Raw genomic sequence first — 14,258 nt, forward strand, 5'->3', positions numbered from 1 at the left:
ATATCGAAACCTCTATTGATGAAGAGGGCATTAAAGTAAACCTTGCTAAGAATCTTGACCTAGGTAAAGACGGATCCTTGACGACTGGTCAGACTGTTGTGAATAACGGTGGTGTGAAAGTAGGCGAGAACGTTACGCTTGGCGATCAAGGCTTAATCATCAAAGATGGCCCAAGTGTCACTAAAGATGGTATCAACGCAGGCGATAAAGTGATCGCAGGTGTTGCTGATGGTAAAGATGGTAAAGATGCCGTTAACAAAGGTCAGTTAGATGAAGTTAAAGAAGGTCTTACAGAGGCAGGTCTTAAGTTTGCCGGTAACAAAGGCGAAGTTCAGAAGAAACTTGGTGAGACTTTAACTATCAAAGGTGATTTAGCAGATGATGCTGACGCAACTGCGGAAAACCTCCGTGTTGATGTTAATGATGATGGTGATCTAGTCGTTAAGATGTCATCGAAGTTAACCGGCATCAATGATCTTCAAGTCGGAAAACCAGGTAAAGATGGTGAAGGTGGCGTAGATGGTAAGATCGGTGTTAACGGTAAAGATGGATCTTCAGTTGTTATTAATGGTGAAGATGGATCTATCGGTTTAACCGGTCCTGCTGGTAAAAATGGTAAATCGCCAGAATTGAATATCTCAGTGAAAGACGGTAGCCCAGGCTTAGACGGTAAAGATGGTGAAGTTCGTATCGTTTATAAAGATAAGGAAGGCAATGAGAAAGAAGTTGCAAGCCTTGACGATGGTCTCAAGTTTGGTGCAGATAGAGGTGATGATTTAGCGGTTAAGCTCAATGAGAAGCTCGATATCAAAGGTGATGACAATATCACAACCTCTGTAGATGAGAACGGCATTAAAGTGAACCTTGCGAAAAATCTTAACCTTGGCGAAGAAGGTTCGGTTACTACTGGTAATACTATTGTGAATAACGGTGGTGTGAAAGTAGGCGATAATGTTCTTCTCAACGGTACAGGTTTAACTATCATTGGTAAAGATGGCAAACCAGGCCCAAGCATCACGCAAGATGGCATCAATGCTGGTGGTAATAAAATTACTGGCGTTGCGACAGGTGAAGAAGATGCTGATGCCGTTAACTTAGCGCAACTTAAAAATGTTCAAGCTAAAGGAGATGTTGGATTAGACGGTATTGCTGAGGCATTTGGTGGTGGTGCAGAGTATGATAAAGAGACAGGTCGGTTTAAAGCCCCTAATTATACAGTTGCATTAAGTCTTCCTAAAGATAAAGCGATTGAGGATGGTGTTGAAGCTGGTTTTGAGTATGTAGGGGAGACCTTAGCGGATCATGAAGGGCGTATTGAAGAAAATACAACGAATATCCAAAATATCACCCAAGGAACAGCAGGTCTTGTGAAGCTTGATGGCGATAAGATTGTAATTGATAATGAACTTGCCAAAGGTGCTGATACTTTTGACTTCTCTAATAATGAAGGTGCTACTCGAACTTTAGCAGGTGTTACAGCGGGTAAAGTGGGAACTGATGCGGTAAATGTGACGCAATTAGGAACAGCTTTAGGTGGTGGAAGTCTTGATGATGAAGGTAATTGGCAAGGCCCGACCTATGAAGTCGGTGGTAAAGAGGTCAATAATGTCGGTGATGCGATTACTAATATTGATCAATCAATTACTAATATCAATCAAGGAACAGCAGGTCTTGTGAAGCTCGATGGCGAGAAGATTGTGATTGATAATAATCTTGCCAAAGATGCTAATGTCTTTGACTTCTCTAATGTAGATGAAAATGGCAATCCTATTGCCCGTAAATTGGTAGGTGTGGATAATGGAATAATTGCAAATCATTCTACCGATGCGATTAATGGTGGTCAGCTATTTGAAATATTGGGTACTAAAGCAGTATTGTTAAGTGATGGGCAGCCTGTCGTTAATTTTTCAAGTGCATTTAGAGGATTACCAGAAGGGCAGCAAATAACGACTATTTATGCCGGATTTGAGAATCTTGATAAACGTGTGACAGACTTAGAAACGGGTCAATCCGGTGTTGTTTTAGTTCCAAAACCAGATGGCGTAACAGGTAACGGTGATACTCAAGATGTTGTGATTAATCAACCTCCTGTCACAGCTAAACCGGAAGTTAAACCAACAACTCCAGTTGAATCAATACCACCAACTAATGGATCAGGTTCGACTGCAAGCAACGGTAATAGAGGAGATCAAATAATTATTAATAATGATTTGGCAGGTGATCGTCATGTTGTCAATATTGGTGGGGCCAATTCAACAGATGACAATCCATTAGGAGATCGTAAATTGACCGGTGTCGCTGATGGTAAGATAGGAGAAGGTTCTAGTGATGCCATCAATGGTAGTCAACTCTATACTTCAAATAATGCGATAGCAAACTTAATTGGAGGAGGAGCTAAGGTCGATAACAATGGTAATGTCTATTTCCCTGAAAATGCTGGATTTACAGTGGGAGGTGAATCACATATTACAATTGGTGGTGCGATTAATGCTTTAGATAAGAATCAGATGTTTAAGCTAGATCGTGATAAGAATCAGATTATTATTGCAAATGAAGAAGTGAATCAAGATACGGTGATGAATTTAGGGGGTCATAAACTCACTGGCATTACCAATGGTGCGATCGAAAAAGACTCTACTGATGCCGTAAATGGGGGGCAATTGTGGGAGCTTGATCAGAAAGTAGATCGGGAAGTGACTTCAATTCAAAATCAATTCAAGCATTACGATACGCGCCTCAATACCATAGAGAAGACCGTTCATCAAAACCGTAAGATTGCAAGTGCAGGTATTGCGGGAGCAATGGCGATGGCTTCTATGCCGTATGTTGAAACATCAAAATATTCATTTGGGCTAGGAACAGCCGTTTATGATAGTGAAGCTGCTATTTCTGCAGGATTTACCTTTAAGATGGGTGAGAAGAGCCTACTTCGGATTAATGCTTCATACGATACACAAAATAAAGCCGGTGTTGGTATTGGCGTTGCTTTTGGTTGGGATTAATTTCGTTTGATCTCACAGAAAAAGGTCAAGGATGATCTTTTTATTAAGAAGCCTAGCAAGATTAAATACTTGCTAGGCTCTATTTTTGCCATTCAAAAATTGACCGAAAGAATTTTATCGATAATCTATTTTACAACTTATTCGGGTCTACAATTTTATGTTGCTGGCACATTGCGGTAAGCGTATTCCGAAGTAAGCAAGCAATCGTCATTGGTCCTACACCGCCGGGAACTGGGGTGATAAATTCGGCGTTTTCTTTAGCCGTTGCGAACTCTACATCGCCGACAAGTTTGGTTTTACCATCGACTTCAATGCGGTTAATACCTACATCTATCACTGTCGCACCTTTTTTAATCCAGTCGCCTTTGACGAGCTCAGGTACGCCGACTGCGGCAATGACAATATCTGCTTCTCGGCAGAGGCTTGCGACATCTTTAGTACGGGAATGAGCTACGGTTACAGTACAGTTTTGACTGAGCAAAAGCTGCATCATCGGTTTACCTACAATATTAGATCGCCCTACAATCACAGCGTGTTTGCCGGAGAGGTCTTTGCCTAATTTATCTTGTAACAAGAGGAGCGAGCCTAATGGTGTACAAGGAATGAGTGAGGGTTTGCCGATCGAGAGAAGTCCGATATTGATAGGATGAAAGCCATCGACATCTTTTTGGGGATCGATTGCATAAAGTACCTCTTCTTCATTGAGGCCTTTAGGGAGCGGTAATTGCACCAAGATTCCGTGAATGGTTGCATCATTATTAAGCGTCTGAATGAGTTCAAGTAACTCAGCTTGTGAAGTCGTTGCAGGTAAACGGAAAGTCTCTGACTTAAAGCCACATTCAATGGCAAATTTCTCTTTGTTACGGACATATACTTGACTTGCAGGATCTTCGCCAACAAGCACAACCGCAAGACCTGGGCGAATATGGTGCTCTTTTTCAATATCGACAACTTGTGATGCGATAGTTTTACGTAGATTTTCGGCAAAAGCTTTGCCATCAATTAATTGACTCATTACAAATTTCCTTACTCAATGGTAGATTGTACTAGGTAGTTCAAGAGTGATGATGAGACCGATAGTGACTACTGCGAATCAAGATTCGAATAATCAGATCGGTTCTCGATGATGTTAGGGGAATGGATACACAATAATGATTTAAGTTTAAGAGCGATTATGATTTTTCTCTCTCATTTTTGAACCTCATTTTTGCTATCTATTCTCTATTTTCTATTCTCGGTTTAATGCATATGTTATGCAGTAATTTCGCGATGTTTGACGATCACATTCTCTTCTTTTTCGAGGGCATCGAATAATTTTTGAGAAAGATAAACGGAGCGATGTTTACCGCCGGTACAGCCAATGGCTACCGTTAGATAGGAACGGGTTCCCTCTTTGAAGGAAGGGAGCCATTTGGTAATAAAGTTGAGAATATCTTGATAGAAATCTTGGATATCTTGCATCTCGGCAAAATACTCGATAATGGGCGCTTCAAGTCCTGTATATTCCCGTAATTCGGGTACCCAATGAGGATTAGTGAGCATTCTGGCATCAAAGACAAAGTCGGCATCTAAAGGGATTCCATTTCTAAAACCAAATGAGACGATCTGAATCGCAAGAGTGGATTTATGACTTTCTAGTAACCGGGCTTTGAGAAGTGCTCTTAATTCGTGGACATTAAGGAAAGTGGTATCAATTGTGACATCTGCACGAGAGCGAAGCGGGGAGAGCAGTTCACGTTCTTTATTGATCGCTTCAAGTAATGAGACTTTAGTGGAGGTTAAAGGATGACGCCGGCGAGTATGGCTATAACGCTTAATCAACGTATCATCATTGGTTTCAAGGAAGAGAATTTGCGGACTTAATGCGGTAAATGCTTCGATTTCATCGAAAATGGATTCTGATGCAGAGAGATCTTCGGGGAAGCTTCGGGCATCTACGCCGATAGCGAGTTTTTGATGCCGATCTTTATGTTGAAATTCTTGTAAAAATTGAGGAATGAAGGTGAGTGGGAGGTTATCAATACAGAAGAAGCCCTCATCTTCTAGAGTTTGTAGTGCGATCGATTTACCTGAGCCGGATAGGCCACTAATAATGATCATTTTTTGCATCATAGCGCAAGACTCCTGATAGTAGGATTGTATAAATAGACAAGTGAAAGGGATCTTGGAAACGAACCCACATTATGCCATTCTCTCAGCATTTCTGATACATTTATCCTATAAGCGATTGAAAAATATCCTTAACGATTGGCCTTTTTATTGTGGGATACTTTTGCGCGATTAGCAGATTTTGTTTTTGTCGGTTTCTTCCGAGTCTTATGACTCACTTGATAGGACTTGAGTTTACTTAGAAGAGCTGAGGCAATAAAAAAGAGTGCGATGCCAATCCCGATAGGAACTTGGTAATCGGTAAAAAGATATTTAAGTGGGCCCCGAAAGTTAATTGACGGCAGTAGAAAGATCAATACTGCAAGCGCCACAACGCCAAAGCCTAGATGAAAAACAGGCGGAATGGCAAGCCAAGTACCGGCAATGCCATCATAATCATAATCAGAGGAAGGGTAGAGATGATCGGCTGTTTTATCTTTTTCAGAATGAGGCATCTTATTCTCTTTTACATTATATAGTAGGAAGATTCTGCATTAATGTACGGCAGAATTCTCTATGATTCAAGGAGATAAATCTTTACAAAATGGATGAGTTTTATCCGATCTATCTCTCTTCCTATCTCGAGTCCTCTTTCTCTATTTTTTCTTCTCTTCATCTTCTCCATTCTTGCCGGTACTTGTGATCAGCTCTACTTGCTGTAACAGCGGATCTGCATATTGCATCGTAAAGAGCAGAGCAATAATAAATACTTGAATACCGGCATTAGGGAAGAGGCGTTTAAAGGCTTCTGATTGTCCGGCGATTTCAAAGAACGTTTTAAAGCTCTCTTGGGCTTCTTCCGTAAAATCTTCTAACCATTGATTTTGACTCATTAGGGTGATGAACTGTTCGGGATTCCACTGTTCAATAGGTTGTAGTGAGTCGAGATTGAGAGGATAAGGATAATTGAGATCTTGGGAGAGGATCTTTGTGATCACCTCGTGCATCTCTTTTTGTAAGAAGAATGGATCACGACTCTCTAATTGGTAGAGGAAAGGGATCGGTGCTTTCATTCCAATCTGGTAACCACGAATGAGGTGATTAAGTTTTTCCTGCGCTTCTTCCTTACTAAGAGAAACGCCTTTCAATGCCGCTAATTGCCCTTTATGTTTACTATAGAGCCATAAGGTGCCGGGGGAATCCTCTGTTTTAGTGGCGTGGAAGAAGAGATTCAAAATAGCGGTTTTAATAGAGCGTTTATAATTGAGCGATGCTACATCCCATATAATAAGATCGCCATCGGGTGTGGCAAGGGGGAGTTTTGCTGTGAGTAGCAGGTTTTGGTAACGATAGCGATGTTGGCTAAATTGACCATAAGGGTAGCCCTTTTCGCGTAAGTGAATGGCAAGATGACCTGCAAATTGGCTCTGCATCTGCCAAGCCAATTGACCAAAGGCAAATTTCGGTAATGCCCCTTTGAGACGAAATTGTTGATAGAGTCCCTCAATGGCTTGACGATCAGCAAGGGAGAGTTTGATCTCATTCCCTTTTGATTCACCGATCTTATCTGACGCTGTAATTGATGCTGAATTTTTCGCCTCTTCTTCTATCTCTTCTTCCAGATTTTCCTCCAGATTCTGCTCAATATGGATCAATCCTTGCGCTAAAAGCTGATCAAAAATAGGATCTTCTGTTGAAGTAAGCAGTTTCTCTAAGATATTATCCGTTAAAGTCTGCTGTAATTGATATTCATCTAATCCTTTCACAATGGTAAATAGTTCATCATCTTCAATCAGCATCTCTTGAGAGCGATAAGGATTCATATTGAGATGCATTCGGGCAAAATATTGCGTAGGATCTTGATAGAACTGTATTAAATGAGTAAGTGAAAGCTGTTGTAATAGCTCATCCTGTTGCGATTCATTACTATAATGTTCAACGAGTGTGTCATACGTGTAAGGTGCGTAGAAATGCTCCGTTGGATTATGCAATATCCACTCATTTTGGAAGCTTTGAATTGGACTACTAGGATTAAAGAGCGATGCATTATAAGAGGCCATGGGGTGATGATAGGTAATAACCTCGGAAGGCTTTTCCCCTGATTCTGTTTGTGCGACTTGATCGATATAGCGAAGCAGTTCATCGATTAAGAGAGAAGGACGCAAAATACTATTATCCCGAATAGAGCGACCTACAAAGCTCAAGTAGAGATAACGCTGCGCCGAGAGAAGTGCTTCTAAGAAGAGATAGCGGTCATCAGTATTACGAGTGCGATCACCGCGCATTGGCAGATATTGCATCAAATCGAAGTTATGATAAATCGTAGATTGCGGAAAATCACTCTGATTCATACCGATCATTCCAATCATTTTAAAAGGAATAGTCCGCATCGGAATAAAGGAACAGAAGGTGATTTTACCTTGAATAAAGTTTTGTTCTGGTTTCTCTTCCAAGAGTTTTTGCTCTAACAAGGCTGTTAACGCGCTGAGGGGCAACGTGGCATTAAAATCAATCGCTAATGCACCATCAATGAGCTCTTGCCAAATTTGTTGGGTGTAATGAAGTTTATCGCGATTATCACTGTTATCTTCAAAGAATCGTTGCCAAATAACCGGTAATATTGTGAGCCACTCTGTGAGAGGACGCTCGGTCGCGAGTTCCGCTTTGGTTTGAATCAGTAGGTCAACAAAGTAGCAGAGTCGACCTAAGATTTGAGCGTTACTCCCCTCAATATAGGGATAAGGTAGTAGGCTTGGGATAGATTGCGCTTCCGATTCATAATCGAGAGTAAGGCGATCGGTACTATAGCCTAACAGCATCCGCTCTAATCCCCAGCGCCAGGTATTGATATCCCAATCAATTTGGGCATTATAAGCTGTTTGTAGCTCATCTGTGAGATGAGTGCCATCAATTGCCTGTTTAATATTGCTATCATTGACCCAATAATGAATGAGTGAAAGATCCTGCTCTTCAAAATGGAATTTCGCCATCATCTCAGGCATTTGTAACAGTAATAAAAGATCGCTTGCTTTAAAAGCGCTTTCAGGCAGAGAGAGAAGCGAGAGCAGTGTTGTGAAGATCGTATCACTCTCTTTAAGACTAATATCGGAGATGGCATAAGGGAGTGATCGCTCAGCAGGGGCGCTACCGAATATTGCCTCGATAAAAGGCGCGTATTGCTCAATATCCGGTGTCATAATCACAATATCTTCCGGCGCTAAATCAGGATCCTTTTCTAGCAAATGGAGGATCTGATTATAGAGCGCTTCCACTTCACGCATCGGGCTATAAGTGACGTGTAGGGAGAGTGAATGATCATCGTTTGCAATAGGATATTTCTCGCTTTCGCGGGCAGGTCGTAGATGAAATATCTCAGCTTGAATATGTGATAAAAGAGAGGTCACTTCAGGCTCAGAGAAGGCTTCCATTGTCGTAAGATTGAGCTTCCCCTCATATTGTTGCAAAAGATGCAGATGATCTCGTCCCACTTTTCCAAGGGATGCTAAGAGAGGATTGCCGTAGCTGCTTTGCCAATACTCATTGATTTCAGCTTGAATCTCTTCAAGGCGCATCTCTCGATCAAAAGATGCGCGTAAAGAGGGGGAAATCGGATCGATCTGACTTTTACGATTTTCGTAGAAGTTTATAAAATCAAATTGCGGTAATCCCATCTGTTTCGTGAGATCTCCCCAATAATATTGGGAAGGATTGTTAAAGAAGAGATGAATATCCATCACTTGAGAGAATTGGGCGATTAAATCTAAAAAGAGGGGTGGCAGTGAATTAAGTCCGATAATAAAGATCCGCTTAGGGAGTTTGGCAATAATCTTGGGATCTTGTAGTTTTTCCTCAATTAACGGCGCAATTAATCCAAAATGGAGCGGTCGACCAAGGGCATTATAGAGTTTTTGAAATAGTGCCGATTGCCAATGCTCTAATGTTTCCGGGAGCTGTTGTTCAAAATAGGTGGGCGCTGGTTGCCCATTGGCCCATGCATTGATCCATTGACTACGATAAACAATATATTTATCAAAAATCGTCGCTAACGTTTCCGCTAAATGCATTATGGCAAGTAGGGGGTTCGGCGGTTGATGACTATTCTCTAGCTGATGACTATTTTGATACTTTTCAAGATAACCATAGAGTGGTGCAAAGAGTTCTCTCTCGTTATCATTATCGGATTGTCGAAGTTCCTCAATAATTTTCACTAATGGCCAAAAGAGCTGATCTTTGGAGAGTCTTTCAATCGGAGCCTTTTGCCGCTCTTCAGTTGCAAAAATCATCTCAATGAGATTCATTAGCATCTTTGAGGGAAGTAGAAATTCCGCTTGGGTTAAAATACCGAGTTGTTCTGAGAGTCTAATCTGCATCCAACGTGCCATCCCAAAGTTTTGTACAAGAAAATACTCTTTGTCAAAAGGGGTGGGTTGAGGGTCAATTTGTGTAAGATAACCGGCGATATGTTGCAGTGTATCAAGGTGATTTGCGTAGTAGAGATTAAAACTCATAGAGACAATATTCCTCAAATTTGGCTATCAATATCCCATCCTTTGGAGATTGCAGACTGTTAGATCAATGCTAGAAATACGTTTAATATTGAAAGGGATGAAGATATTTATCTTTTAGATCAAGTGGATCTTTATGAAAAATAGTCATTCAAAACTCAATATTATTTGCTACATTAGTATAACAAAGTTCAATCAATCAGGTTTCCTCTTGATATATTATGAGTTGCGCTTCATAGAATCCGTATGAGAGCGCAAAGCGTTGCGCCATCCTTTACCCAAGGCTTTTGGAAAACGTTACATTGGAAAATGTCACACTGAAGAATGTCACATTGAACGACATCACAATACAATAACAGCATAAAGTGCAAAACGATTTGGCAATACTGCAAATAAATGCAATATATCAATATAAGTAGCAAAAAATATAAGCAGCAAAAAAATATGAGTAGCAAAAAGCAGCGCAATCGTTTTGACCCATAAATAGTTGAATAGGAGTAGTAAGGGATTATGGCAGATTTAGAGAGTTTATTTGCAAAACGCGTTCAAGGTTCACAGAGCTCGATTGTGCGTGATCTGTTGCAATATAGCAAAATGCCCAATATCGTTTCATTAGCAGGCGGTATTCCGGCGGCAGATATGTTTGATATGGACGGGATTAACGCAGCGCTGAATGAGGTAATCGCTTCAGGCTCTGTCAATGCCTATCAATATAGCACCACGGATGGTGAAGAAGTTCTACGGGAAGAGATCGTGCGGATGATTGCCGATCGTAATATCGTGGCAACGCCGGATGAAGTTGTGGTCACAAGTGGCTCACAACAAGGGTTAGATCTGATTGCGCGTACCTTCTTAGAAGAGGGCGATACGATTTTAGTAGAGCGTCCTACCTATTTAGCGGCGATTCAAGGTTTTAAAATGACCGGTGCCACCGTAGAAGATGTTGCCGGCGGCGCTGATGGTATCGATGTTGATGCACTAGAGGCCCGTTTAGAGAAAGGCCCTGTTAAAGCGCTCTATATTGTGCCTACATTTGCGAATCCTACGGGATCTACGCTCTCTGCCGAGAAGCGTCAGCGTATTTTAGACTTAGCGGTTAAATATCATTTTGTGATTTTTGAAGATGATCCTTATGGCGAAATTCGTTTTACAGACTCAAAAGTAAAGCCTATCTATTCACTCGCGAAAAGTGATGAGGAGAAGGCCCATATTATCTATCTCTCTTCATTCTCTAAAGTCTTAGTGCCGGGATTACGTTTAGGTTTTATTGTTACGAATAAAGTCATTCGTAATAAGATCGTACTCTGTAAGCAAGCAGTAGATCTTCATACACCGGTATTATCACAACTGATTGTCGCTAATTACCTAAAAAGTGGCCGCTTACAACCCCGTATTAAAGCTATTTCTAAAGCATATCAAGCGCGCTGTCAAATGCTCATTGATTCATTGCGTAAGCACTTAGGTGATCGCATTACGTTTGCAGAGCCTACTGGCGGAATGTTCTTGTGGGCACGTCTTCCAAAAGGCGTTGATGCCACAAAACTTCTTAAATATGCGATTGAAGAAGAGGTAGTATTCGTACCCGGTGCGGCATTCTATGTCGGAACGCCTGAAGTTGAAACTCTACGCCTCTCGTTTGCGACGATTACTGATCAAATTGCCGATGAGGCAGGTCGACGTTTAGCGGCAGCATTAGATCATTATCAAGCAGATCAGGCATAGAATAGATGTAATCAGTCGGTAATTGCGCAATCGATGACTTGAATAAAACGCGATCTTCGGTCTATTTCGAAGGTCGCTTTTTTATCTCTACTTTATGTATAATAGGGCGTTATGAATAGTGATCAATATAAAACCATTACAGCCTTAAGCGAAGATGAATTTGTCATCTCTCGTAGTCGATTTATTACTTTTGCCGTCCCCGTGAAAACAGAGGCGGAGATTGATGCTGTGCTTGCAGAATATCGTAAACGCTATAATGATGCACGACATCTCTGTTATGCTTATGTGCTTGGCGATCGCTATGAGTTATACCGAGCTAATGATGATGGAGAACCCTCCGGAAGTGCCGGAAGACCTATTTTAGGGCAGATTCGATCCTTTGAATTGACTAATGTATTAGTAATGTCAGTACGTTATTTTGGGGGCATTAAGTTAGGGACCGGCGGTTTAGTGTCGGCTTATCAAGAAGGTGCGCGTAATGCGCTCTCTAAAGCGAAGATTGTGACACGAACGATAGGGTTACCGGTCTCTTTTACTTTTGATTATCCGGCGACAAATGATGTGAATCACGTGATTAATGACTTAAATGCCAAAAAAATTGCCGAGGAGTATGGCGTGAATTGCCAAATGACCTTACAGGTGCGGGCCAACGATTATTCTGAGTTATTAGCGCGTCTTGCTAAAGTCGACACGCTCTTTATTACCGAGCAGGTAGAACTATAGACTGATATAGCATATTGAAATAGATTTTGATTTTGATGTATAGTAAATTTGGTTTAAGAAAAATGGTTTTAAACAACACTTGCAAGATGCCGGATAGAACAGCTTCCTTACTTATTACAACCGATGCGCCGGCATTTAAATGAGCTTATTTTGAACTGATCTGACTATACACACTATCTTAAGTTGTGCATCTCAATCATTAACTTACACGGAAATCCACTAAAATTGGATTATGATCTGAGGCATCAGTTTTAATCACTTCGCTTTTTTGTAAATGCAATCCACGATAAAAGAGAAAATCGAGGGGTGAATTGAAGACAGATTTTCGATGATCTTCGTGAAAGTTTACAGAACGAAGCCCCATTCTACGAGTAAAGAGATAGAGTAGGTGTAAGCGCTTACGGCTCCAGGTATTGAAGTCCCCGGCAAAGATCACAGGTCCATTATGATTGATGACGTGATCTGCAATTGATTGAATCTGCGCGCGATAAATTTTAACGCCGAGGCTAAAGTTTACCGAATGAACATTGACGACCATTAATAGTCGTTTATCGTGTAGCGGATAGATGGTAATCAGTGCCGATTTTGCAAGGCGAAGAAATGGCTCGGTGGTTCTAAAGGGGCGAGAGTATAGCGGATAGCTTGCGGCTAATGTCATCACGCCATAAGAATCCTTACTAAAACTGATCGCCGGCACCTGATCGCCAACTAAAAAATGGGCTCGAGAGAACTGAATGAGTTCATCAGAGGCTTTTGCTTCCTGCAGAAGAATCAGATCTCGATTGCGCCCATATTCCTGCAAAATGGTGTGCCAATTAAGCTTTTGCTGTTTGTAGATATTCCATACCATAACGCTGAGGCGATTATCCCGAGCAAGAGGATAGAATCGATCAAGGCGCGTCTCACCGTGCAGTGTTTCGCGTTCTTTTTGGCCTTTGATAAAACGAAATAGATGATCTTTCTTATTCATAATGGTTATCGATGGTTATGGAACAATGAATTTACCATTTTACCTCAATTGAGAGGATTATTTTAACTTGTTTAAGATTATATTTTTATTGGTTATTTAATATTATCAGGTTTTATTAAATAATTTATTGATTTATTATTTTGTGGGGGATTTAATATCGATTCCGTAATGGATAGCAAGTTTTAATGATGATGTTAGATTGCTGTTATTAATATCACCATCATTTATAGTAATATCGGTTCAAAATAAGCATCCTAAGCATCAGTGAAATGCCGGGCATCAGCTGATCGCGGCGAGAAAACTGTTCTATTCGGCACCTTGCAAGTGTTGTTTAGCACGGTTTGGTGTGCTTTTAAAATCCTATACTAGCTATTTTTAAAACTATTTTTCTTAAACCCAATTTGCTATATCACTATTATTCATCACCCTTTCTGCTTAAATCTTCTTTTAGCTTATTTAAAAATGAGAGAAGGGGAGGCAGAATCAGCGATCTATTATCGCTTATTTATATGAAAAATCATACTGTTACAATGAATGGATCAATCTAGAATTACCTCGCGTTTAATGCACTAGCCACTCATCATCTTGTAGTAATCGCTCAATATCGGGAAGCGCTAAAAAAGCATCGGGGAAGAGATAGTCGCCTTGATAGCCCGGAATAGAGAGGGTTTGCCACTCAAGTTCAGGCAGCGGATAGAGCATGTGAAGCGCCTGTTCGAGGAGCGTTGTACAGTAGAGATTTGATTCTTCTCGATTTTTAAGGATATAGGGTTGTCCTAATCGTGCTTTGAGAAGATTAGCAAACTGTAGTCGGGTATCATCGCTCAAAAAATGGGGGCGTACAATTTGATACTGTTTCGTAATTGCAGGGGAGAGAAATCGAGTAATTGGCGTAGATTGTACTTGATCGGGATAATGAGGATCTTCGTTGGTGGTTGCATGCGTGACGATAATTTCAGGGGCTATATCGGTAATTACCGCAATATGGCTATAGTTCCCGCCACTGACCCACTCAATTAGGCGACTCTCCTTACCATAAGCGGAGCGAAAAACGATATCGCCCACTTGTAGCTCGTTCATTTGGGGGTGATTCCAGAGATCGTTGCTTTTAGACTGCCGCCAAAAATGAAACTCTAATAGATAACTCAAGATCAAAAAGAGCACCAAGAGTAAAAGTAGACTTAGAAGGGTAATACGAAGTAAAGAGGATTTCATTGCCATAACGAAAGATAAAGGGCGAGAAGAAAG

At 41.0% G+C, this 14,258-nt stretch carries 9 protein-coding genes; 3 read left to right on the forward strand and 6 right to left on the reverse strand.

The genetic code is table 11. The annotated features are described in order from the left end of the window. Positions 1-3,002: YadA-like family protein (locus DC083_RS02835; RefSeq protein ID WP_192875279.1), on the forward strand; the 3,002-nt coding region annotated here is incomplete at its 5' end. Between the two features lie 130 nt (positions 3,003-3,132). Here the strand turns inward: DC083_RS02835 and folD are convergent. From folD to recC, 4 genes are all read right to left on the reverse strand, one after another. Beyond that, positions 3,133-4,017, reverse strand: a complete 885-nt coding sequence (gene folD, locus DC083_RS02840) for a bifunctional methylenetetrahydrofolate dehydrogenase/methenyltetrahydrofolate cyclohydrolase FolD (protein ID WP_109188771.1) — start codon at positions 4,015-4,017, stop codon at positions 3,133-3,135. 236 nt (positions 4,018-4,253) lie between these two features. Further along, positions 4,254-5,114 carry an RNase adapter RapZ gene (gene rapZ, locus DC083_RS02845; RefSeq protein WP_229822651.1) on the reverse strand — a complete coding sequence of 287 codons (861 nt, stop codon included), beginning with the start codon at positions 5,112-5,114 and terminating at the stop codon, positions 4,254-4,256. 128 nt (positions 5,115-5,242) lie between these two features. Next, positions 5,243-5,605: a hypothetical protein gene (locus DC083_RS02850; protein ID WP_109188772.1), complete on the reverse strand. Its 363-nt coding sequence runs from the start codon at positions 5,603-5,605 to the stop codon at positions 5,243-5,245. Between the two features lie 141 nt (positions 5,606-5,746). After that, on the reverse strand, positions 5,747-9,598 hold the full coding sequence (recC, locus tag DC083_RS02855; RefSeq protein ID WP_109188773.1) for an exodeoxyribonuclease V subunit gamma: 3,852 nt from the start codon (positions 9,596-9,598) through the stop codon (positions 5,747-5,749). Between the two features lie 507 nt (positions 9,599-10,105). Between recC and DC083_RS02860 the strand changes: the two genes are divergently transcribed. Together DC083_RS02860 and DC083_RS02865 are read left to right on the forward strand one after the other, a co-directional pair. After that, a complete protein-coding gene (locus tag DC083_RS02860) occupies positions 10,106-11,317 on the forward strand; it encodes an aminotransferase-like domain-containing protein (protein ID WP_109188774.1) in 1,212 nt (403 codons plus the stop codon). A 111-nt stretch (positions 11,318-11,428) separates the two neighbouring features. Continuing rightward, positions 11,429-12,040, forward strand: coding sequence for an IMPACT family protein (locus tag DC083_RS02865; protein WP_109188775.1), 612 nt, complete (start codon positions 11,429-11,431; stop codon positions 12,038-12,040). A gap of 199 nt (positions 12,041-12,239) precedes the next feature. On the opposite strand, the gene DC083_RS02870 is transcribed toward DC083_RS02865, so the two are convergent. Further along, entirely contained in the window at positions 12,240-13,010 is a 771-nt protein-coding gene (locus DC083_RS02870; RefSeq protein WP_109188776.1) for an endonuclease/exonuclease/phosphatase family protein, read from the reverse strand. A gap of 561 nt (positions 13,011-13,571) precedes the next feature. Further along, entirely contained in the window at positions 13,572-14,225 is a 654-nt protein-coding gene (locus tag DC083_RS02875) for a C40 family peptidase (protein ID WP_157954878.1), read from the reverse strand. Between the last annotated feature and the right edge of the window lie 33 nt (positions 14,226-14,258).

Origin of the sequence: Ignatzschineria ureiclastica, from assembly GCF_003121845.1 — a bacterium.
Lineage (GTDB): Bacteria > Pseudomonadota > Gammaproteobacteria > Cardiobacteriales > Wohlfahrtiimonadaceae > Ignatzschineria > Ignatzschineria ureiclastica.

Coding starts and splice junctions, on each gene's coding strand:
- rapZ (WP_229822651.1), bottom strand. CDS start 5,114: ATGATGCAAAAAATGATCATTATTAGTGGCCTATCCGGCTCAGGTAAA.
- DC083_RS02875 (WP_157954878.1), bottom strand. CDS start 14,225: ATGAAATCCTCTTTACTTCGTATTACCCTTCTAAGTCTACTTTTACTC.
- DC083_RS02870 (WP_109188776.1), bottom strand. CDS start 13,010: ATGAATAAGAAAGATCATCTATTTCGTTTTATCAAAGGCCAAAAAGAA.
- DC083_RS02850 (WP_109188772.1), bottom strand. CDS start 5,605: ATGCCTCATTCTGAAAAAGATAAAACAGCCGATCATCTCTACCCTTCC.
- folD (WP_109188771.1), bottom strand. CDS start 4,017: ATGAGTCAATTAATTGATGGCAAAGCTTTTGCCGAAAATCTACGTAAA.
- DC083_RS02860 (WP_109188774.1), top strand. CDS start 10,106: ATGGCAGATTTAGAGAGTTTATTTGCAAAACGCGTTCAAGGTTCACAG.
- recC (WP_109188773.1), bottom strand. CDS start 9,598: ATGAGTTTTAATCTCTACTACGCAAATCACCTTGATACACTGCAACAT.
- DC083_RS02865 (WP_109188775.1), top strand. CDS start 11,429: ATGAATAGTGATCAATATAAAACCATTACAGCCTTAAGCGAAGATGAA.